This is a genomic window from Mycolicibacterium aichiense (assembly GCF_010726245.1).
Classification (GTDB): Bacteria; Actinomycetota; Actinomycetes; order Mycobacteriales; family Mycobacteriaceae; genus Mycobacterium; species Mycobacterium aichiense.
Genome location: NZ_AP022561.1, coordinates 4,446,998 through 4,468,447, shown reverse-complemented (window position 1 = coordinate 4,468,447; position 21,450 = coordinate 4,446,998). Strand labels below are relative to the sequence as shown.

The following is a 21,450-nucleotide window of genomic DNA, read 5'->3' as shown; positions in this document are numbered from 1 at the left end:
GGGTTAGTCTGACCGCATGGCCGAATCAGAGTCCGAACCGCAGGACGACAACAAGCGCAAGTTCCGTGAGGCGCTGGAGCGTAAGAAGGCGAAGTCGGCGGGCGGATCAGCGCACACGGACAGCGGCCCCAAGCAGCCCCGCTCGCACGGCCCGGTGGAGAACCGGCGGGAATTCCGCCGTAAGAGCGGCTAGCCGGCGGCATGCTCGGAAAGCTCTGCCGCCGGGCGTGATTCCTGCCAGAGGATGGCTGCGAGACAGACCAGGGCGAGCACCCCGACCGCGACCGCGAACACGGTGCCGCCGGTGCGCAGCCCCCACGCCTGTGCGGCGAAACCCTCTCCGATCACCGGGATCGAAATCGCGATGTAGGCCACCACGAAGTAGGTGGAGCTGACCTCGGCCCGCCGCTCCGCCGGAGTGCGTTCGGCGACCGCCGCCAAGCCGCGGCTGAAGCTGATGCCTTGGCCGGCGCCGGCCACCACGGCCGCGGCGATCAGGCCGGGCAGTGACGAATAGTGCAGGGCGACAACCAGAATGCCCATGCCGACTGCCAGGATGGCGCAGCCCAGTGCAACCGCACGCTGCGGTTCGATACGAGTTCCGGCGATCTGCGCGATCGCCGAGGCGCCGAAGATCGAGCCGGCCATCAAGCCGGCCAGCGCATGATTGCCGATCCCGATGACGTTGGTCAGCAGCGACGGCGCCACCGAGGTGAACAACCCCGTGACGGCAAAACCGGCGAAGGCGGCCAGCGCGGCGGTGATGAACACCGACCGCACCTCGGGCGGCACCGAAAGCCGTTGCAGGCCGAGCTTTCCGGTGCGGCTCGACGTCTCGGGCACCGACAGGATCGCGACAGCGGCCAGCACCATCAACCCGATGTGGACGAGGTAGGTGAGCTTCAGCGGGCTCGGCGCGTACTGCGCCAGGATGCCGGCCAGGATGGGTCCCGTGCCGAGGCCGCCGATGTTGGCGATCGTCGCCACCGCCGCCGCGCGGGTCCGCCAGCTGGGCGGCGCGGCTTCGATGACCGCCGCGGTGGCGGTGCCGGTGAAGACACCCGCCGACAACCCGGAGAGCACCCGGCCCACCAGAAGCTCGGGCACCGAGTCCGCGAACAGGAACATCACCGCACTGGCCAGCGCTGCACCGACACCGGCCAGCAGCACCGGCCGTCGGCCGATGGCGTCGGACCAGCCGCCGAACACCAGCAGCGCGAACAACACCCCGCCGGCGTAGGTGGCGTAGATGACCGTCGTCGTCAGGACTGCGAAGTGCATCTGATCGGAGTAGAGCGCGTACAGCGGAGTCGGCAGCGTGGTGCCCACCATGACCGCGGCGAACGCGTAGGCCAACAGGGCGAAGGCGAACGATGTGCGGGTGGATGCCATGCGAATAGTCAACGCGAGCGCGCTGTGCACATTCCTGGCGAGCAGACACAAACTCGGGCGGATCGGTCGTCCGAAGCCCGAGTTTGTGTCTGCTCGGCGCTAGTGGTGCGTGGCCTTCTCCGCGCCCACCCCGGTCAGCGACCGGACTTCCATCTCCGCGTTGATCTCCGGATCGCCGGCGTCCTTCGACGTCAGCGTTCCGACGACACCGAGGACGAACGCCAGCGGAATCGACACGATGCCGGGGTTGGCCAGCGGGAACCAGTCGAAGTTCGCACCGGGGATCATCGCGGTCTTGTTGCCCGAGACGGCCGGCGAGAAGACGATCAGCACCAGGCAGCTGATCAATCCGCCGTACATGCTCCACAGGGCGCCGCGGGTGTTGAACCGCTTCCAGTACAGGGAGTACACGATCGTCGGCAGGTTGGCCGAGGCCGCCACCGCGAAGGCAAGCGCCACCAGGAACGCGACGTTCTGGCCGTTGGCCAGGATGCCGAGCCCGATCGCGGCGACACCGAGTACCACCGCGGTGATGCGAGAGACCTTGACCTGCTCCTCCTCGGTCACCTTGTGACTCTTGAGAACGCTGGCGTAGACGTCGTGGGCGAACGAGGCCGACGCAGTGATGGTCAGACCGGCGACCACGGCCAAGATGGTGGCGAATGCGACCGCGGAGATGACGCCGAGCAAAATCACCCCGCCGAGCTCGAAGGCCAACAACGGGGCGGCCGAGTTCTGCCCGCCCGGGGCGGCCAGGATCTTGTCCGGCCCCACCATCGCCGCCGCGCCGTAGCCCAGCGCCAGGGTGAACAGATAGAACGCACCGATCAGGCCGATCGCCCACACCACCGACCGCCGAGCCTCTTTCGCGGTCGGCACCGTGTAGAAGCGCATCAGCACGTGCGGCAGGCCCGCAGTGCCGAGCACCAGCGCCAGACCCAGCGACAGCAGGTTGATCTTCGAGGTGGTGTTGGCGCCGTACTGGGCACCGGGAGCCAGCACGTCGCGGCTGGCGACGCCCTTGGTGGTGGCGTCATGCACCATCTGCTGCGCCGAACCCAGGATGTCGGAGAAGTTCAGACCGAACTTGACCAGCACCATGGCCGTCATGATTGCCGCACCCGCGATCAGCAGGACGGCCTTGATGATCTGCACCCACGTGGTGCCCTTCATGCCGCCGACCAGCACGTAGACGATCATCAGCACACCGACCACCGCGATCACGAAGGACTGGGCGGTGCGGCCGTGGACGTCGAGCAACAGCGCGACCAGGCCACCGGCGCCGGCCATCTGGGCCAGCAGATAGAACAGCGACACCGTCAGCGTCGAGGTGGCCGCGGCCACCCGCACCGGCCGCTGCTTGAGCCGGAAGCTCAGCACGTCGGCCATTGTGAATTTGCCTGTGTTGCGCAGCAATTCAGCGACCAGCAGCAGGGCGACCAGCCACGCGACCAGGAAGCCGATCGAATAGAGGAAGCCGTCATAGCCATACACCGCGATAGCGCCCGCGATGCCGAGAAAGCTTGCCGCAGAAAGATAGTCGCCGGCGATGGCGATGCCGTTCTGCGGTCCGGAGAACGCCCGGCCACCGGTGAAGAACTCGGTGGCGTTGGTGTTGGTGCGACCGGCGCGGATCACGATGAACAACGTGATGAGCACGAAGGCCACGAAGATGCTGATGTTGACGACCGGATTGCCGATTCGGGCTGCCTCGGCCAAGACGGTGGTGCTCACTTGGCCGCGCCTTCCATCTCGGTGCGGATGGCCTCGGCGCGCGGGTCGAGCTCCCGATTGGCGAACCGCACATACAAGCCCGTGATGAGGAATGTCGTCACGAACTGGCCCAGACCGATGAGCAGTCCGACGTTGATGTTGCCCCACACCTTGACGGCCATGAAGTCGTGGGCGAAGGCGCCCAGCAGCACATAGGTGGCGTACCAGATCAGGAAGAACGCCGTGGTGGGAAACACGAAGCGGCGCAGTGTGCGGCGCAGCTCCTGGAACTCCGGGCTGGCCTGCATGGCCAGGTATTGGGCCCCGCTGGGATGGGTCTCCCGTGGCGGCAGGTCGGTTGTGGACACCGCGTGCTCCTCAGCTCGAAAAGGTGTGAACTCCGGTCGTGTTCACAGGCTATTGAGAGGTGCATCACAGTCCTAGAGCGCGCGCGGACGATGCGTTGAACGGTTGGCGCTCGGCGCTGAACGGTCCGCTCAGCCGCGGGGGACTCGTTCCAGCCCCATGCCGAGCCGCTCCGGTACATGCATGCGCGCGAAGATGCGCGCCACATCGGGGGGCACGTCGCTCCGGGTGACGCGGCTGACGAGCACCATCGTCGCGAACGCCAGCGGAACGGTGATGGCGGCGGGGTAGCCGATCAGCGTTGTCAGCCAGCCGCCGAGCACGTCGTCGTCGACCCAGCCGGTGATCGAGATGAGAATGGCCAGACCCGATGCCAGTGCGCCGACCACCAGCCCGGCGATCGCCCCGGTCGCGGTCAGCCCGCGCCACCAGATACCGAGAACCAGCAGCGGGCACAGTGTGGACGCCGCGACGGCGAACGCCAGACCGACACCGCGCGACAGTTCCAGAACCGGCGCGACGAGCGAGAGCGGGATCGGGATGAGGCCGGCTATCAGCGCCACGATCCGGAAGTCGCGGACCCGCCCGCGCAGCACATCGGTGGACAGCGCGCCGGCGATGCTGACCAGCAGACCGGACGAGGTCGCCAGGAAGGCCGCGATCGCGCCGGCCGCGACCAGCGCGCCGAGCAGTTCCCCGGGTAGCCCGGCGATGGTTGCCGACGGCAGCAGCAGCACCGACGCATCGGCCTTGCCGGTGATCAGTAGCTGGGGCACGTACAGCCGGGCGAACACTCCGAGCAGCACCGGGAACAGATAGAACAACGACAGTAGGGCGATCACGCTCAGAGCGGTGCGGCGTGCGGCGCGTCCGTCGGGGTTGGTATAGAAGCGGACCAGCACATGGGGGAGTCCCATCGCGCCGAGGAATGTTGCCACCATGATGGAAAACACTTGGTAGAGCGGATGTTTGCCGCCCAGTCCGCCGCCGCTGACGATCCACGCCGAGCCGCTGGCGGGTGCGCCGACGACGACGGGGGTCTGGGCTCCGGCGGCCAGCGTCAGGGTGGTGCCCTTCTGCAGGCTGTACTGGCCGGGACTGTGCAGGGCACCGCTGTGCGTCGGGCCGGACACCGTGACACCGGCCGGGTCGGCGACCGTGACGACCACGTCGGTGTCGATGCTGACGGCGGTCGGCTGGTCCACGGTGGGTGGGAGCGGGCCGCCGAGTGCGGGGTGTTCGTGCCCGAAGTGTATGAGCAGAGCCAGGGCCGGCACCGCGACCGCGGTCAGCTTCAGCCAGTACTGGAAGGCCTGGACGAACGTGATCGAGCGCATGCCGCCACCGACGACATTGGCGATCACGATCCCGCCGACCGCGAGCGGCCCGATCCAAACAGGCACGCCAAGAAGGGTTTTCAGCGCAAGTCCGGCACCCTGATACTGGGGAACGAGATAGAAGATGCAGACGGTGACGACGACGAGCATCGCGACCCGGCGCACCCTCGGTGAACCGAGCCGGAACTCCGCGAAGTCCGGCACGGTGTAGGCGCCGGAGCGACGCAGGGGAGCGGAGACGAACAGCAGCAGACCCAGGTAGCCCGCGGTGAAGCCGACCGGATACCACAGCGCGTCGGCACCGTACTTGGCGATCAGCCCGGCGACCCCGAGAAACGAGGCCGCCGAAAGGTATTCACCCGAGATCGCGGCGGCATTCCAGCGTGGGCCCACGGTGCGCGACGCCACCAGGAAGTCCGATGTGGTGCGCGACAGCCGAATTCCGTAGGCGCCGACGGCCACCGTCGCCACCGCGGCGGCGAGCAGGCCGCCCGCGGTCAGGGCCGTCGCCGTCGATCCGCTCACGGCGGACTCTCATCGTCGACGACGCCCATGAAGTCGCGTTCGCCTTGTTCGGCGAGCCGGATGAAGAGCCGACCGATGCCGTAGAGAGCCGGGTAGACCAGGATTGCCAGGGTCAGCCAGTTCAGCCGCATCCCGAACACGCTGGCATTCGACAACTCTGGGAACACCGCGTTGATCAACGGCAGCGCCGCCATGCCGCCGGCCACCACCGCGGCCAGTCGCAGCGCCAGCCCGAGCTGGGCCCGCACCAGTCCGCGCACCAGCGCGTCGCCGACCTCGGTCTGCTCCTGCACCTCCACCCGGGTGTGCACCAGGCGGCTGCCGCGCCGGTGGGCCAGCACGACGCGCTCGCGCTGCGGGCGAGCCGGCCTAGTCATCGGCGGTCCCCGGCCGGAAGGTCCGCATCGGATCACGGATCAGCCGGTCGCGCAGTTCGCGGGCCTGGCGGCGGCTGACCGGAAGCTCGACCGGTGCCGAGGCCCCGTTGGCGCGCAGTCGCACCATCGTCGAGGCGCCGGAGGTGCGCAGCCCGGTCACCATGTTCAGTGCGACGAGATAGGACCTGTGCACCCGCTGGAACCCGCGGCTGCGCCAGCGATCCTCCAAGGTGCTCAACGGAATTCGCACCAGATGCGAGCCGGAGGCGGCGTGCAGGCGGGCGTAGTCGCCTTCGGCCTCGACCCAGCCGATGGTGTCGCAACGCACCAGCTGGGTCACCCCGCCGAGCTCGACCGGGATGGTGTCGGCCTGCGGCTCGTCGGCAGGAGGGGCCGGCTCCGCGGCGCGCGCGGACACCACTCGCCGGACCGCCTCGTCGAGGCGCTCCTTGCGGATCGGCTTGAGCAGATAGTCCAGCGCGCCGACCTCGAAAGCGGCCAGCGCCTTGTCGTCATGCGCGGTGACGAACACGACGGCGGGCGGGTGCGCGAAATTGCCGAGCACACTGGCCAATTCGAGGCCCGAGAGCCCCGGCATGTTGATGTCCAGGAAGATCGCATCCACGGTGCGTTCGTTGATGATGCGCAACGCGGACGTGGAGTCGCCGGCGCCGGTCACCTCGGCGACATCGGGATGCTCGCCGAGCAGGTAGGTGAGCTCGTCGAGCGCCGGGGCTTCGTCGTCGACCGCCAACACCCAGAGCTGCACTGCCACTTCACCTCCTAGACGTGGACGCCCGCGCGAAACTTCGGCACTCGCATGATCACCTTCGTGCCCGCTCCCGGGGCGGTCTCGACCACCAGACCGTAGTCGTTGCCGAACGCCGCGCGCAGGCGATGGTCGACATTGCTCAGCCCGACGTGGGCGGTCTGCTCGCCGTCGCCGAGGACGTCGCCGTGCCCGGAGCGCAGGGCGTCCGGATCCATGCCGACGCCGTCGTCCTCCACGCTGATGACGCAGTCGGAACCCTCGTTGTGAGCGATGATTTCGATCGATCCGCCCTGCCGCCCGGCCAGGCCATGGCGCACCGCGTTCTCGACCAGCGGCTGCAATGCCAGGAACGGCACAACGACGGTCAATACCTCGGGTGCGATCTGCAGGGTCACCGACAGGTTGGGCCCGAACCGGGCACGTTCGAGAGTCAGGTAGCGATCGATGTTGCGCAGCTCATCGGCCAGCACCGTGTAGGGGCCCGCGGAGCGGAACGAGTAGCGGGTGAAGTCGGCGAACTCCAGGATGAGGTCGCGGGCCCGGTCGGGATCGGTGCGGACGAACGAGGCAATCGTGTTGAGCGCGTTGTAGATGAAGTGCGGGCTGATCTGGGCGCGCAGCGCGAGCACTTCGGCCCGGTCGAGCCGGGCCCGCGACGCGTCGAGTTCGGCCAGCTCGAGCTGGCTGGCGGCGTAGCGCGCCACCTCGGCGACCGCACCCAGCATGCCGGGCGAGGGTTCGGCGGTGTTGACCACGACGAGCACACCGATCACCGTGCCGTCGTCGTCGAGCAGCGGCTGGGCCACCACGGCGGGGGTCTGGTCGCGGGCGAGCACTCGGCGCTGGCCGGAGATCGCGTCCCGGGCGGTGTGGTGACAGACCTCGAGGATGGCCGGCGTCCACAGCGCGTCACCGAGCGGATCGAGTGCCAGCAGACCGGTGTCGCCGTCGTAGAGCGCGACGCCGTCCGAGCCGGTGAGGCCGCGCAGGTGCGGGGCGGCGCCGGTCGCGGAGTCGGCGTCCAAACCCTTGCGCAGTGAGCGTGCCGCCAGCGAGGCGGTGTGCAGCGCGGCGTGCACCGTCCGTTCGGCCGGTGTGGTGACCACGCTGCGGGTCAGCACGGCGATCGCGCCGACGATCAATGCGACCGCGGCGAGCGCGACCGCCAGCGCGAGCGCTACCGCACCCGACATCTCGGCGCCTCGCCTACTGGACGGGGCAGGCGTACTTCCGGGCTACGTCGAACACCCGCTCCTGCGCTCCGGGGCCGATCACGCCTTGCGCCGCCAGCTCAAGACCGATGTATCCCGGTATGCCGCCGATGCACGCCTGATGCGCGACGCGCCACGCGGTGTCGGGATTCAGGTTGTAGCCGTTGCGGGCCAGGCCCTGCATGTACAGGTCGAATTCGGGGGTGCCCTGATCCGGTATCGCGTGCGCGGTGCCGGCCAAGGCGAGAGCGGTCGCGACCGCCGCGACCGCAGGAGCAATCACCCGTCTCATGCGTTCACGATTGCACACCGCAGCGGCGCAGATACCCGAACCGATCCGATCGTCGTCCTAGACTGTCGGCCATGGCGAGATTGCAGCTCACCGGAGATCCCGCGTCCGACGACCTGTTGAGTGAGGATCCGTTCGCCCTGCTGACCGGCATGCTGCTGGATCAGCAGGTTCCGATACACTTACAAAATGAGTTCAGCGCCAAGAGCCCTGGTCGGGGCACGAGTCTCGGTAGTCCAAGGGCCTCAGAAGGTCTCGCATCTCGCTCAGATCGAGACTGCGACTAACTGGGCAATCTCCAAGGGCTACAACATCGTTGGGACCTTCGAGGATCTCGGTGTCTCTGCCGAGAAGCGTCCGGAAGACCGGCCAGACCTCGGGCCGTGGCTGACGCCTGAGGGCGCAGCGCAGTGGGACGTGATCGTCTGGTCGAAGATGGACCGCGCTTTCCGGTCTACCCGGCACTGCGTCGACTTCGCAAGGTGGGCTGAGGAGCAGCACAAGGTCGTGGCGTTCGCCGACGACGGGCTGACGCTGGACTACAGACCCAAGCGGCCAGGAGCCGTGAAGGGTATTGACGAGATGATGGCCGAGCTGTTCGTCTACCTCGGATCGTTCTTCGCGCAGCTCGAGCTGAACCGCTTCAAGACGAGGGCTCAGGACAGCCACCGGGCACTGCGCGGCATGGACCGCTGGGCCTCCGGAGTACCGCCTCTCGGGTTCAAGGTGGTCGATCATCCGAGCGGTAAGGGTAGGGGTCTAGCTACCGACGAGGTCGGCAAGGAGCTGCTGCACGAGATGGCTCGCCGTCTGCTGGACGGCTGGAGCTTCATCCGCATCGCGGCGTGGCTCAACGAGCAGGGTGTGCTCACCAACATGGACCGCGCTCGGGCGGCTGCTGGCAAACCACCGAAGGCTCGTCCGTGGAACGTCAACGTCGTCATCGACGGGCTGACCTCTCCACGTACACAGGGCTTCAAGATGACTGGGCGAGGCAAGCACGCGAGGACTGTGCTCGACTCCGAGGGGGATCCGATCCGGATGGCTCCGCCGACGTTCGATGACGCCACCTGGGCGCAGATCCAGAAGGCTGCCCAGCTCCGGAAGATCGGGCGGCGCAACCCGAGCAGGAGCGCGAACCCAGTCCTCGGGGTGGCCTTCTGCGGATGCACCGGCTGTCCAGCGTGCGGTGTCACCGAGGGCATCTGCGGGGCGTCCCTGGCCCAGCAGCACACGAAGAATCGGAGCGGGGGCGAGGACTATCGCTACTACCGCTGTGGTCGGACTCCGCTCAACTGCAACGGCGTGACGGCCAAGGCCGAGGACGTGGACTTTCAGCTTGCCCACGAGTTCACCTACTTCCGTGGCGATGAGCCGATGACCCGCAAGGTGTTCGTGCCGGGGGAGGATCGCAGTGCCGAGCTGGAGCAAGTCAACGCGACCATCGAGCGGCTGAGGATGGAGTCCGACGCCGGCCTCCTGACGACTCCTGAGGACGAGCGGATGTGGCTGGAGAGGATGAAGGCCCAGGTAGCCAAGCGCGACCAGCTCGCGGCCACTCCAAGCCGCGCAGCGGGGTGGGCGATCGAGGAGACCGGCCAGACGAAAGCTGACGCATGGAAAGCCGCCGACGAGAGCGAGCGGAGGCAGCTCTATCTCGACGCGGGCCTGAGGTACCTGCTCTGTCGGAAGGGCGAGCGCAGCTACTTCGATCGAAGCTACGATGGGTAGCTCACAGCACTCTCACAGGGGGAGATCTATGTACGACCGACCGGTGCAACCGGGTTGGTATCCGGATCCGAACGGCATACCGGGGCTCAGGTGGTTCGACGGCGAGCAGTGGACACCAAACTTCAGCGGGGCACAGCAGGGGCCAGCGCCCTCTCAGGCGGTCGCTGAGAAGCCGAAGGACCGGAACCCCTTGTTCCTGTTTCTCGCCGGTCTGTCGGCGCTACCGACGGCGTTCTTCGGCTGGGCGTACTACGAGTCCCAGGCGACGATCTCGGGCATCCTGTTCCTCTTCTGCTTCGCGTGGACGTACTGCTGGTGGAAGATGTCGGACCGGTACCGCTAAACGCAAAAAAGCCCCCTCCGAAGAGGGGGACTTTCTTACGCTACTGCCGCAGCAGCTTCGTCGGACATCGGAGGCTGCCAGTCACGGAGCGTCCAGTTGTCGATGGGTCCGGAGCCGAGGCCCAGTTCCCTGCCGTGTCGCACGCCGCCGTAGCGGAAGTCGCGACCGTGCTGAACGACGTTGTCAGTGTCAGTCCACTCGAGACCGATCGGCTCGCCGTTCTTGAGCACCACGTAGGTGTTCCGAGGCGCGTCGTAGTACATCGAGTAGAGACCTGCACCGCCGCCTGCTACGGCCTTCCGCTCGGTCATGGAGACCGCAGTCAGGGATCCCGTCCAGATAGCCACGCGGTTGTTGGCTACGGCCAGGACGACGGCCTGGGAGCCGTCTCGGGAGCAGTGCATCGCCAGCCCGGAGTGGAACTGGGATGAGGTTGCGGGGTAGACGTTTCCGTCGACTCGCTGAGCATCGCCGTTCGTCGGTCGGACGTACACCGCGCTCTGCGTTCCCTTGAAGAGAGCCCCACCGTCGGTGATCGAGCCGGTGCTGACGCACTTCCCGTTGACGATCGCGAGGTTCTTCTGCGGGCCAGCGGATCCCGCAGCGATGACGGTGATCAGCGACCACAGACCGCCCATCGCGGAGCGGTTGAAGTCGTCGGAGAACGACTGGTCGGTCAGCGGCAGGTTCTTCGCAGCCAGAAGCCCCCAGGGGGAGATCATGGAAGCGCCACGGGCAGTGGAGCACTCAGCAGCGGTGTAGCTGGACTTGCCGCTAGTTGCCGCCGTGCTGGTGTAGAACTGGCCCTGAACCATCGCGTCGGTCAGCGTCATGGACACCGACCTGACGATCGGGTTCGTGGTAGACGCGTTCCGGAGACGGATCAGGTAGCGCTCACCGGCCTGGACGATCTGGCCGGGGATGCTCGTCTCGACATAGGTCGTGCTCGTGGTGATCAGCGACGAAACGTCAACGGAGACAAGGCGAGTAATGCTGCCATCTACGTTCTCCCGGAACAGCTCCATGAAGACGTTGTTGAGGGCGGTAGTGCCCTCTTTCCAGAGCATCATGCCCATCGTGTCGATGACCGTCGAGTTCGAGATCGTGATGTACGAGCCACGAGACTGGTTCTGGAGCACCGACCAACCTGCGGCGTCGGAGTACGCACGGTTGTTCAAGCTCAGCGTGTGGGTGTGCGCCGTGCCGGCCGACTGGCCGTCGGTGAAGCCGTACACCTCGTACTGGGCGTTCATGTACTCCGGGTAGACCACGTCACCGATCGGGTAGCGGCAGACCCAGGTGGGGTTCCGCGCTGTCGAGGTGACCGCCGAGATGGCGAAGTTCTGCAGGTTGATCTGCGTGCTCGAGGTCTCGCGCTGAAAGCCGATCAGGTTGAGGAACCAGTTCTGGAAGTTGGCCACTGCCTGGGTGATTGGCGTGACTACGAGTCCGTTGACGATGTCGCCGAACTGGTTGATCATCGACTGCAGGTTGCCCAGGGCTCCGCTGAGACCGTTGACCAGAGTCTGCGGGATCGAGCCGATGACCTCTGCCGGGTTGGCCAGCAGCTTCTGGATCAGCACGGTCAGGTTCTGTCCGTAGACGTTGACGCTGACCCACCAGTCCTGCACCGCCGCGACGGCGGCGTTGATAGGCGTGACGATCGCACCACCGAGGATGTCGATCATCTGCCTGAGTTCCGTTGACAGGTGGTTGAATACGTTGAGGAGCCAGTCGTCCCACTGGTCGATGCCGAGGAACTTCGCCACGTCGGTGAGCGCGTTGGTGATCGCGTTGACCGCGCCTTGGACTGAGTTCCACGCGTCCGGGGGAGCCGGGAGGAGTGATTGGAACTGCCGCAGAACGTCCAACGGCAGCCGTTCTAGTTGCTGCCGAAGGAGGTTCAGTGCGGTGCCGGGGGTCGGTGCAGGGATCGAGAACATCGAGCGTATGATCTGCTCGTTGTACTTCTGGCCGAAGTTGTAGGAGCCACCGCCGATTTGGAATGCGCCGTCGGCGTCGGCAGCTTCTACTGCCGCGCCTGGGTAGTCAGTCATCTAAGCCTCTCAGAGGGGAAGACGAGAGGCCCCGATGGGGTCTGCCTTCCAGAGCGTTTCGAAAGCGAAGTAGTCGAGGTGGTCCGACATGGTGCAGTCCTTGTCGGCGTGCTGAACGAGCGCCTGGTGGTGCCAGCGGGCGTCGTAGACCGACCACGCGGTGAACGAGCGGAGCGTCTCCCGGACGGTCGCCAGCTCGAGCACGATCGACGTAACCTGCTCCTGCAGAGCGCGAATGATCTCGTTGTCATCGTTGACGAGTTCCTTGCGCCGGCCGCGCTTGTCCTTCTGCCGGTCGTGCCACCACTTGCCGCCGGGGAGCACCTTGGCCAGACCCTCGAACTTCTCGATGATCTGCGACCCGACGTACAGGACGAACATGATGACCGCGAAGAGTCCGATCCAGTTCTGCGGCAGGTACTGCCAGATCTCAGGTGACATGGGACTTCTTCCTACGGGCGAAGAGCCAGTGGACGTATGCGAACACCGCCATCGCTCCTGGTGCAGTGGACAGGGCATGCTCGCCGTCAAAGACGGCTGCGACATAGGCCAGGGTCATGGCGCTGTAGAGGATCATCAGGCCCGAGTGGGCGACGAAGCTGGGCCACGCCCTTGCGCTGGAGTCGTTGGCGCTCAGCGGGACTCCGGACATCAGAGCCTCACCGAACAGGCCGACGACGGCGAAGGTGATGAAGCCTGCGCCCCACACCTGGATCGGCGCGCTGGCCACGATGTCGGTGGTGGCTAGGGTCACCTGAGGGGTCAGGATGAACGCGATCCCTCGGAGGATCGCCTCGCACAGGATGACGATCTGGAGCACCCTGATGCCGAACGGGGGAGTGTAGCGGTAGGTCATTCGATGACCTCGCCGCCCAAAGGCGGGCCAACGGAACCGTCGGGGATCAACCCGGCGTCCTGATACTGCTTGATCATCGCTTGGTTCTCCTGGTCAGTGAGCTGCCGAATGTTCGGAATGCGAACGGGCTCAGGGTCTTTCTCATCGAGACCGACCCATCGGGCAGCGGGATTCATGTGGTGACGCTGGCCCCGGAAGGGCTGCTGAAATCTGATTTCCTGCTCAGGGAGCTGGCTGACGTGGATGTTTCCGTTCTCATCAGCCAGCGCCCTCAGAGCGTCGACATGCCGAAACCCACACTTCCACAGGTGTTCTGACCAATCGGCCAGGTAACCAGGGTGGGTGATAGCTCCGGTACCCGCAACCATCGGTAGGTTGCGTAGAGCCCACATGGCATGCTGCCGTGGGTCATTCGGGTCGTGAGCTTCTTGTGTGGGAATCGACATGGCGGTGCCTTTCGTGTTAGTAGAGCCCGATTTGCCCCATAGCGCCGTTGAAGCGCTTGAGTTCTTCGAGGATGTGGAGAGCGGGACTCTGCGCCTCGCGGTAGCCGACCGTGACTTGCCAGCCCGAGGGGCCGTCCTTGTCGATCCGGTACTTCAGCCGCTTGATCCGCTCAACGAACAACTGGTGCTCGATCGGGTAACCGAGCACCGACGTGCCGACGCGATGTCCAATCCAGCAGTGGCCGTAGCCATTCGGTGCGAAGATGTACGGACTTGCGTCGGAGACCTGGAGGGTGTGGGCCGTCCTGGTCCGGGTGCGGTGGATCTCAGCCGCGATGCCTGCAAACGCCGAGAGCGTGAAGGCACGCATGTTGCCTTCGACCATTCCCTCGAAGTAGTGGAAGTCACCGAGACTGGTCTTGATGTCCTCGAGTCCAGCGATCGGAAGTGACATCCCCATCGCACGCAGCGTGGGCACTTCCATGAACGCGCCGAAGACATCCGAGTAGATCGGCTCCAGCACCGCATCCATCAGGCCGCCCAGAGGCGGCAGGTCGATAGCTCCACCGAACGCACCAAGGCTCGCGAGAGCCGAGTTGATGTACGAGGTGAGGAGATCGCCTCCGATGTTGATCAGAGCACTGATGCCCTCGTTAATTCCAGGGGCCGAGCCTCCACCGGCCAGGAAGCTGGTGTCAGTGGCCTCGTAGTACGAGAACTCAGATGCGGTGATGCCAGTGAGCGGACCCTCCTCGAATACGACCCACGGAGACTTCGGGCTGGTGCCCAGGAACAGTGGGTTGTAGTACTCGCCGGGGTACTTGTAGTCGCCCGAGAAGACGTCCACGCCCTCGACCTGCCCGTCGGAGGTCAGGTTGACCGCCGCCCGGACGAACCCGGTCAGCCACGAGCCGCCGAAGGCGGTCTCGGTGCCCCAGCCACCGTTGTCCTCGACGTCCCATACGAGACAGCCGTGGCGCAGCGGGATGAGCTGCAGAAGATCCTCGACCTCCGGGATTCCCCAGAGGCCCTTCAGATCATCGAACGGGTGAGGGTCGCGGTCCTTCAGGTACCGGCGACACGTCAGCGTGAGCTGGTGATCCTCGAGCTGCTTCTTGACCGTGTCGTAGAACGTCCCGAACCTCGAGAAGACCATGTCGACGGGCGACTTGTCTGCGAGGAACGGGAACGGCTTCACGATGTTGCGCCAGTTTGCTGGGTTGAAGCTCGGACCCATCCACTCGTTGATGTCCGTAGGGTCATCAGGGAGTGTCCAGAGACTCGACTCCAACCTCAGTAGATTGACGAAAAGCGTAACCAGGATGCACCATTTGGCCGGACCGAAGATGATCCAGATCTTGGGGAACTGCACCTCGGGCCTGAGGAACGGGTTACACCAGACGCGGATATGCTTAGTTTGCTCGAAGTCGTGCAGGAACACGATCTCGAGGTAAGCGTCACCGTTCTTCTCCTTGACCACGCGATAGTGGTCCATGCACCCGCTCCAGCGAGCGCCCTGCTTCTCGATGACGATGTGGACGTTGCGCTTGGCGCGGCCACGGTGGTTCATCACCCACTTGGCCAGGTAGTGGTCAAGCGAAAGCTGCAGTGTCGCAACGCCGGTCTCGTTCTCGATGAACTCGAACTCGAGCACCCGCTCGCCGGCCACCAAGCCTCGGAGGCGGTAGTCGCCGTCGTACAGCTCGGCCTCGGGCGGCTTCAGACGGTCCCGCTCGCGCTTGGCCATCCGGGCCTGGATCTTCTTCCAGAGATCCTCGGATTCCTTGAGCGACTTCAGGCCACTCATTCGAGCCCCCAGCAGCGCGTCCACGGCCTCGGGAGCCGCAAGGTGACCACCTGGCCTGGGGCGCACCCAGACGCGGTGATCTCGAACTCACGCTCCTCGGTGTAGGGCGGGATCATGTTCCGGAACCGGACGCCGTTCATCCGAGCCCACACCTGAGAGCCGCTCTCGGAGCTGATCTGCTCCTCGCGGCGGTCGGTGTTGATGACGCAGTTCTCTCCGTAGATCAGACCCGGCAGCTTCAGCCGTCGGTTCTCGAACTCCGGGTCCTCGAACGAGTAGTCCGGGAGGATGAACTGAGTGAACGGGGCCTTCTCCCAAGGGATCGGGATAGAGATGCTCGCGCCCAGCAGGTTCATGTCGAAGTCTGGGATCGGCTCGGTGGAGCCGGGGACAGTCCACTTCGGGGCGATGTACTGGTCGGTCGGGTTGAGCCCTCCTTGGCCACGCCCCACCTTGATCTTCAGCGTCTCTCGCGGGAGCTTCTCCCACGGCCACTGGCCGGGGATGTTGATCATTGATGGCTTGAATCGGGTGTCCTGCTTGGTCTTCGCCGAGAAGACCTTGTCGTCCTCGTACCAGAACGGGTCGTACGCGATGCACGACATGACGGTCAGGTTGATCGTGTTGCCACGAGGGTCGGTCTTCATCTGGACCGTGGGGGATTCGAACAGCCGGATGTGCAGGTACCGAGTACCGGAATCCGGGGTGGTCACGTAGAGCTTGCAGTCGCGGTTGAACGCCCATGCCTTGCGCCACTCCGAGTCGCGGGAGAGCCAGCTCTTCGAGCCAGACTTCGCGTCGTTCAGGATCTCGACCCCGAAGACGATGTCGCGCTTCAGGATTCGGTGGTTCAAGTAGCGAGCACCGGGGTAGTTCCCCGGCTCCTCAATCACGACCTTGACGGGAGGGTCGTAGAAACAACCCTCCACGTCTGTGGCCAGGAACACTCCCTGGTCACCGGTCGTCAGATTGAAACGCTCACCGTTGACACCCTCGAGTTCCACGATGGTGTCGGTGATCAATTGCTTACCTCCTGTTGGGTGTCAAGTCATCGACCGACGATTGAGAGCGCGTTCTTCGACTCAGTGCGGTCCTTGATGGACATCGCCTCATCGACAGAACCGATCTGGAAGATGTACTGGATGCCCTCGGTGATCGCCTTCGAGATGACGCCGTTGCCTGAGATGCCCAGATCCGAAAGGAACTGCTTGCCAGTCGCTTTCGCGAAGTCGACAGGCGTCTTCATCAGACCGGACGCAGCCTTCACGAGCGGATCGTCATCAGCGACGTCGCCGAACTTCTGCTCGTTCTTGATGCGGTCGTTCTGGTAGCTCAGCAGATCCTTCTGCGCCTGGAGCTGATCGAGCTGGTTCCGGAGCGCCTCGCGGCCGGCCTTGTCGTCCTTGGGGACGGCGTTGTACTCAACCTTGAGTCGCTTCTTCTCCTCCTCGAGAGCTGCCAGCATCTGCTTCAGATCGTCAGACTTGAGGTTGTCGAACATCCCCGAGCCGTCGGTGCCAGCTTCCATCGCCTGCTTGATCTGCCCCGCAACGTCCTTCGCCAGCGAGAGCACGTCCTGTAGGCCGTTGCTCATGCCGGTGTGCAGACCCTGCATCAGGGCTTCACCGTTCGGGATCAAGACGACCTTGTCGTACGGGAGCGGACCCTTCAGGGCCGCGATCTTGGCAGCGATGCCAGAGACGAAGTCGTAGACCTTCTGAGCGCCAGCCTTGATGCCGCCGAGCAGACCGTTCATCAGCGCCTGTCCAGCGCCGCTCAGGTCGATGCTCGTGATCGCACCTACGATTCGGCCACCCATACCCGAGACGAAGCCGATGACGGCTTCTACGCCCGCTGAGACGGCACCCTTGATGCCCTCCCACGCGGACTGCACCGCGTTGGTGACTCCGTTCCAGGCACCTTGGGCAGCGGCCACGATGCCGTTCCAGGTGCCCTGAGCGATACCGCTGATCTGAGAGAAGACTCCCGCGATCGTGGGGACGATCGAGCTGAACGCGTTGACGAGCATCTGCCCCGGATTCTGGATCGTGGAGAAGATGGTCGAGAACGTCGCCTGGACGCGCTCACCGATTCCCGACAGAACACCCTCAACACTCGCGACAGCCTCGTTGAACTTGTCGCGGATGAAGGTGGACGCCGTGACGAACGGGGCCTGCATCTTCTCGGCCCAGCCAGAGAAGTCTGGCCCGTCACCGAGGAACTTCTTGTCGGCGAACAGGCTGTCGAACTTGTCGCGGACGTAGTTCACGTTGAACGCGTTGTCCAGCCAGGTCTCGAACGAGTCGAGCCCCTTGCCGATCTTGCCGTCGAACCACGGGTCCTGCTTCTTGCCTGCCTCGCGGTCCTCCTTGGACTTCAGCGGGTTGATGTTTGCCCACTCAGGCACCTTGATGGAGCTGAACTTGTCGGAGAGATCTACGATGTCCCGCAACAGGTTTGCGATGCCCTGCAGGTCGTCCTTGAAGTTCTGGATCTTCTGCGGGTCGCTCAGGAAGTCGATGCCCTGCTTGCCGATGTCGACCAGCGCGTCGAGCACGATCTTGAGCGTGTCCCCGAGTCCGCTGAACGCTTCCTCGAGTGGGGTCTTGCCGGTGAACCAGCTCGGTCGAGTCATCTTCTCGACCCACGCCGAGAACGAATCGCCAACCTTGTTGAACCAGTCCACAATTCCCTGCAGCGGCTTGCCGGTGAAGGACTGCACCAGGCCCAGCAGGCCGTCGGTGAACTTCCCGATGCCCGGAGCTGCGTTGCTGATCGCGGAGCCGATGTTCTGGATCGAGCCCTCGAGCTTGGCCATGCCAGCGCTGGAGGTGATCGTGTCGACCACCGACTTGGCCACGTTGGCCAGACCGTTGGACACCGAGGGCAGCGACCGCTCGAGAGCGGGGAATACCTTGCTCAGTTGCTCGAAGACCGGGGTGAACGCCTTCTGGTTCACGTCCGACATCACGCCCTTGAGCTGATCGAACGGACCCTTCAAGACCTCTGCGGCCTTCTTGATCCCGTCCAGCCCCAACGTGATTGCGCCGATCGGTGCGAGCACAGCGGCCAGTAGACCGGGCAGCGCCATCAGCGCCGTCGACACGATTCCGATCAGCGGGGTCAGCGTGGCGAGCACGCCAGCCGCGATCACCGCGTAACCAGCCGGGTTGATGCCCGAGCCGAAGCTCGGCCCCTTCATGTTCGCGAGCTTGTCGGCGAAGCCCGAGAGGAAGTTCCGGTCGACATCAGCGTCGACCTTCACCTTCGTCTTCATGCCTGCCGTCTTGGCCTTGACTTCCTCCCGGAAGTTGCCCAGGTTCGGCTCGACGTCGATCGTCACTTTCAGCGAGTTCTCAATCGCCTCAAGGTCTCTGGCCAGCTCCGACCGGAACTTCTTGGAGTCCGGAGACACCTTCACGGAGATCCGTGCGACCTCCACGCCGGTCGCCATACCGGCCTTTCTAGCCATTCATCTGCTCCCTCTTCATACGGGCGGCCCGCTTAGCGGCCACCACCATCGCCGCGAACGAACCCGGTTTGGGCTCGGCGGCTTGCGGTTCTAGATCATCTGGACGTGGGAATGGCTTGGGCAGCTTGGGCTTTGACTTGGCCGGGTCTCGGTTAGCGAGCAGGAACAGGTGGTTGCCTGCCTTCTGCGCGTCGACAAGCTCCGCTAGCGCGTAAAGGCGCTCATCCCAGCCCCGGTACTGCATGCCACCGCGTCGGGCCGCGTAGAACGCGCCCTCCTTGGGAAGACATACGACCAGGGCCAGGACGAACCTCGGCGAGAGCGGATCTTCATCTAGGAACAAGTCCCGCAGGTCGACCCGGTAGTACTGGAGCAGATCCGCGAGAATCGCCCCGCCGAACTTGTCGATCAGGCCGGCGAGGACGCGGCTTCCCCCAGTTGCGTCTCCCGTGCCCAGACCTGCAGAACCGTGGTGTACAGCTCAGCGCGGATCCGGGGATCCTCTTCCTTGTCCAGCTCGGACAGGAGCCGTCGCGGCGACGTGCAGATCAAGCGGAGAGCCCTGGCGATGATGCTGCACGCCTCGTTGGCGTACTCATCGATCAGCTCGTCGTCGTCCTCGTCATCCTCGTTCAGGTCATCCAGGTCCGAGATCTCGCGGATGGCAGCCAGAACCGCTTCACGGTCCTTCTTCGGCATCCGGAGTACGGGCTTCAGCTCGGCGGTGACATCGTCTCCGAGAGCGATCACGACCGGCTGGTACTTCTTGCGTGCCTCGGCGCGGATGGCGTCGAGATCGACAGTGTTTGTCATGGCGAACCTTTCGTATGTGGGCGGGCTAGATGGCGGGCAGGAGGGGGAGGCAGGCCCGCCAAGGAAACCTCCCCCTCCGGGGTAGACACCCGTTGGGTGTCAAGTAGTGATCAGCCAGCGTCCGGGACGTTGAACAGATCCTCGTTGATCCACGAGAACGGAAGCTCGTCCTCGTGATCCAGGTAGGTGAATCGCACCGGCAGCGCAGCGAGGTCATCGATCGGCAGTTCGATCGAGTCGTCGCGCTTCACGCTGGACTTGTGGGCGTGATGGCCCAGGCGCAGATCCTCGTCTTCGATGACGACGAAGACAGCCTTCTCGTTGACCTGGCCGGTCTTCACACCGAACACACCGGGGGTCTCGGAGGCGTTGGGGCCGTAGTACAGCGACAGCGCGTCCTCATCGAACTGGTGCAGCACGATCGTCAGGAAGTCGATCGGATCGTCGGTGGCGATCTCGCGCAGCTTCTTCTTCTGCCACGAGCCCTTCATCTCGGTATCGCCGCCCTCGAAGCCGAACTCAGGCAGGGTGCCTCGGCTGGTGTGGCCGACGCTCGCCCAGCCGGTCGCGCCGGTCCAGGTGCTCGGGTCCTTCAGGTTGATCGTCTTGAGCTGAGCCGGGGTCGGTGCAGCGGTGCCCACGGGGGCGACGTACACGTAGCCGACCGCAGCGGTCAAAACTGCATCGTCGTTTTCGGCCATTTAGGTTGCCTTTCGTCAGGATGTGGTTCGCGGCCGGCGCACGCCGAGCCGGATCAGCCCCTGGACACGCCAGGAGTCGGAATAGAGGGAGCTGAACTGCGTTGCGCCCATCGTTTCGAAAATGGACGTCAGATACCCTGCGGGAGTGGTGATTTGGTCCCCTACCGCGTCGTACAAGACGTCGAGAGCTGTCTCGTACAGCTCCTCACAGGTGATGAGACCCTCTGAGCCGTCGCCGAAGTCGGTGTAGGCCGACATCTCGATCACCGGCTTTACGTGGAGCTTCGGTGCTTTCGGGTTCCGGACGCCGCCGATGCGACGGATGTTGATCATCGGGAAGTCCCGGTAATCGATGTCCGGTACCCAGGTCGTGACCTCCACACCGGCCAGTCGAGGATCGCTCCTGAGGATGTGTGCCACCACCTTCTGTACGCGGGGCAGACTCGCCATAAGCTCTCCTACATGGTGTGACCGCCGTAGGCGGCTCGGGTCAGGATGTATTCGGGGTCAGGGGGTTTCGTGTCGGTTCCTGCGAACCAGCCGGAAGGATCGTGGCCGAACTCCAGCGCCATCGCGTTGGGAGCGTGCAGCGTTGTGAAGCAGTCCACGTCGTGCTCAGTCGACTCGATCTCGGCAGGGAAGTAGCCCTTCGGCGTGACGCGAGTCGTCTTGTTGGCCTGCGCCAGGAACGACCTGGCTCGACCTGACACATCCCGATTAACCCGTCGCACACCACGTTTGGTGTCGACGTGCCGCGCTGCGGCCTCGTTGGCGATGGCATAAACCTTGGCCATCAGAACCTCTTGATGGTGTAGTCGACGCGAGCCGTAGCCGGTGAGGCGTCGTAGACCGTGGCGTCACCGAAGACTGACCACCGCTGCCCGTTCCACTCGACCTGGCTCTGTGCTCCGAGGATCCCGTGAGCCTTGGTGAACGAGCGCGGGAAGCGCATGCGGTAGACCTTCTCGGACTCGAAGCCCTCGTTGTCCTGCTCGGCCCGTCGGGCTGACGTTCCGGACTGGTTGGCTACCTGCATCCGGGCCAGCGCCGGGATGCCTGTCTTGGACGGTCGGGTGAACTTGTTGCCGTCGGAGTCGACGGTCAGCTCTTCTGGGTAGACGGTGACCTTCTGGTACCGCGCACCGGTATCGAGGAGGCTCATGGGCTGTCCGTAACGGTCCGGGCTCGCGGCTTCGAGACGCGAGGCAGGTTGCCCCAGTGGATGCGCCAGTCGTGGACGCA

At 64.8% G+C, this 21,450-nt stretch carries 23 protein-coding genes; 3 read left to right on the top strand and 20 right to left on the bottom strand.

Going from position 1 to position 21,450, the window contains the following annotated elements:
• The first annotated feature begins 16 nt into the window (after positions 1-16).
• Positions 17-193: a DUF5302 domain-containing protein gene (locus G6N32_RS21450; RefSeq protein ID WP_102809812.1), complete on the top strand. Its 177-nt coding sequence runs from the start codon at positions 17-19 to the stop codon at positions 191-193.
• On the opposite strand, the gene G6N32_RS21445 is transcribed toward G6N32_RS21450, so the two are convergent.
• The 8 genes from G6N32_RS21445 to G6N32_RS21410 form a co-directional block, all read right to left on the bottom strand.
• Positions 190-1,392 carry an MFS transporter gene (locus G6N32_RS21445; protein ID WP_115321767.1) on the bottom strand — a complete coding sequence of 401 codons (1,203 nt, stop codon included), beginning with the start codon at positions 1,390-1,392 and terminating at the stop codon, positions 190-192. The genes G6N32_RS21450 and G6N32_RS21445 overlap by 4 nt on opposite strands.
• 99 nt (positions 1,393-1,491) lie before the next feature.
• Positions 1,492-3,126 (bottom strand): monocarboxylic acid transporter, encoded by a 1,635-nt coding sequence (locus tag G6N32_RS21440; RefSeq protein WP_115321766.1) that lies wholly within the window; start codon positions 3,124-3,126, stop codon positions 1,492-1,494.
• Positions 3,123-3,473 (bottom strand): DUF485 domain-containing protein, encoded by a 351-nt coding sequence (locus tag G6N32_RS21435; RefSeq protein WP_115321765.1) that lies wholly within the window; start codon positions 3,471-3,473, stop codon positions 3,123-3,125. The genes G6N32_RS21440 and G6N32_RS21435 overlap by 4 nt, the downstream gene beginning before the upstream one ends.
• 129 nt (positions 3,474-3,602) lie before the next feature.
• Positions 3,603-5,333, bottom strand: coding sequence for a sodium/solute symporter (locus G6N32_RS21430; RefSeq protein ID WP_115321764.1), 1,731 nt, complete (start codon positions 5,331-5,333; stop codon positions 3,603-3,605).
• Positions 5,330-5,710, bottom strand: a complete 381-nt coding sequence (locus tag G6N32_RS21425; protein WP_115321763.1) for a hypothetical protein — start codon at positions 5,708-5,710, stop codon at positions 5,330-5,332. The genes G6N32_RS21430 and G6N32_RS21425 overlap by 4 nt, the downstream gene beginning before the upstream one ends.
• Positions 5,703-6,485 carry a LytR/AlgR family response regulator transcription factor gene (locus G6N32_RS21420; protein WP_115321762.1) on the bottom strand — a complete coding sequence of 261 codons (783 nt, stop codon included), beginning with the start codon at positions 6,483-6,485 and terminating at the stop codon, positions 5,703-5,705. Before G6N32_RS21420 ends, G6N32_RS21425 begins: the two co-directional genes overlap by 8 nt.
• A gap of 8 nt (positions 6,486-6,493) precedes the next feature.
• Positions 6,494-7,675 (bottom strand): sensor histidine kinase, encoded by a 1,182-nt coding sequence (locus tag G6N32_RS21415; RefSeq protein WP_115321761.1) that lies wholly within the window; start codon positions 7,673-7,675, stop codon positions 6,494-6,496.
• A 13-nt stretch (positions 7,676-7,688) separates the two neighbouring features.
• Positions 7,689-7,985 carry a DUF732 domain-containing protein gene (locus tag G6N32_RS21410; protein WP_115322061.1) on the bottom strand — a complete coding sequence of 99 codons (297 nt, stop codon included), beginning with the start codon at positions 7,983-7,985 and terminating at the stop codon, positions 7,689-7,691.
• A gap of 186 nt (positions 7,986-8,171) precedes the next feature.
• On the opposite strand from G6N32_RS21410, the gene G6N32_RS21405 reads away from it, so the two are divergent.
• Both G6N32_RS21405 and G6N32_RS21400 read left to right on the top strand, forming a co-directional pair.
• Positions 8,172-9,713 (top strand): recombinase family protein, encoded by a 1,542-nt coding sequence (locus tag G6N32_RS21405; protein WP_115321760.1) that lies wholly within the window; start codon positions 8,172-8,174, stop codon positions 9,711-9,713.
• Positions 9,714-9,741: 28 nt separating this feature from the next.
• On the top strand, positions 9,742-10,056 hold the full coding sequence (locus G6N32_RS21400; RefSeq protein WP_115321759.1) for a DUF2510 domain-containing protein: 315 nt from the start codon (positions 9,742-9,744) through the stop codon (positions 10,054-10,056).
• Between the two features lie 35 nt (positions 10,057-10,091).
• Here the strand turns inward: G6N32_RS21400 and G6N32_RS21395 are convergent, their stop codons facing one another.
• The 12 genes from G6N32_RS21395 to G6N32_RS21340 form a co-directional block, all read right to left on the bottom strand.
• Positions 10,092-12,113, bottom strand: coding sequence for a hypothetical protein (locus G6N32_RS21395; RefSeq protein WP_115321758.1), 2,022 nt, complete (start codon positions 12,111-12,113; stop codon positions 10,092-10,094).
• Between the two features lie 9 nt (positions 12,114-12,122).
• Positions 12,123-12,554: a hypothetical protein gene (locus G6N32_RS21390; protein ID WP_115321757.1), complete on the bottom strand. Its 432-nt coding sequence runs from the start codon at positions 12,552-12,554 to the stop codon at positions 12,123-12,125.
• A complete protein-coding gene (locus tag G6N32_RS21385; protein ID WP_115321756.1) occupies positions 12,544-12,969 on the bottom strand; it encodes a hypothetical protein in 426 nt (141 codons plus the stop codon). Before G6N32_RS21385 ends, G6N32_RS21390 begins: the two co-directional genes overlap by 11 nt.
• Entirely contained in the window at positions 12,966-13,415 is a 450-nt protein-coding gene (locus G6N32_RS21380) for a phage gene 29 protein family protein (RefSeq protein WP_115321755.1), read from the bottom strand. Before G6N32_RS21380 ends, G6N32_RS21385 begins: the two co-directional genes overlap by 4 nt.
• A gap of 16 nt (positions 13,416-13,431) precedes the next feature.
• Positions 13,432-15,222, bottom strand: a complete 1,791-nt coding sequence (locus tag G6N32_RS21375) for a Gp37-like protein (RefSeq protein WP_115322060.1) — start codon at positions 15,220-15,222, stop codon at positions 13,432-13,434.
• The gene (locus tag G6N32_RS21370) at positions 15,219-16,244 is read right to left on the bottom strand and encodes a phage tail protein (protein WP_115321754.1); all 1,026 of its coding nucleotides are present in this window, start codon (positions 16,242-16,244) and stop codon (positions 15,219-15,221) included. Before G6N32_RS21370 ends, G6N32_RS21375 begins: the two co-directional genes overlap by 4 nt.
• A 26-nt stretch (positions 16,245-16,270) precedes the next feature.
• On the bottom strand, positions 16,271-18,694 hold the full coding sequence (locus G6N32_RS21365; protein ID WP_115321753.1) for a phage tail protein: 2,424 nt from the start codon (positions 18,692-18,694) through the stop codon (positions 16,271-16,273).
• A gap of 408 nt (positions 18,695-19,102) precedes the next feature.
• Positions 19,103-19,507 (bottom strand): phage tail assembly protein, encoded by a 405-nt coding sequence (locus G6N32_RS28665; RefSeq protein WP_115321751.1) that lies wholly within the window; start codon positions 19,505-19,507, stop codon positions 19,103-19,105.
• Positions 19,508-19,617: 110 nt separating this feature from the next.
• Entirely contained in the window at positions 19,618-20,208 is a 591-nt protein-coding gene (locus G6N32_RS21355; protein ID WP_115321750.1) for a phage tail tube protein, read from the bottom strand.
• 15 nt (positions 20,209-20,223) lie between these two features.
• Positions 20,224-20,658 carry a phage tail termination protein gene (locus tag G6N32_RS21350; protein ID WP_115321749.1) on the bottom strand — a complete coding sequence of 145 codons (435 nt, stop codon included), beginning with the start codon at positions 20,656-20,658 and terminating at the stop codon, positions 20,224-20,226.
• 8 nt (positions 20,659-20,666) lie between these two features.
• Positions 20,667-21,002 carry a DUF5403 family protein gene (locus tag G6N32_RS21345; protein ID WP_115321748.1) on the bottom strand — a complete coding sequence of 112 codons (336 nt, stop codon included), beginning with the start codon at positions 21,000-21,002 and terminating at the stop codon, positions 20,667-20,669.
• Positions 21,002-21,370, bottom strand: coding sequence for a hypothetical protein (locus G6N32_RS21340; RefSeq protein ID WP_115321747.1), 369 nt, complete (start codon positions 21,368-21,370; stop codon positions 21,002-21,004). Before G6N32_RS21340 ends, G6N32_RS21345 begins: the two co-directional genes overlap by 1 nt.
• Between the last annotated feature and the right edge of the window lie 80 nt (positions 21,371-21,450).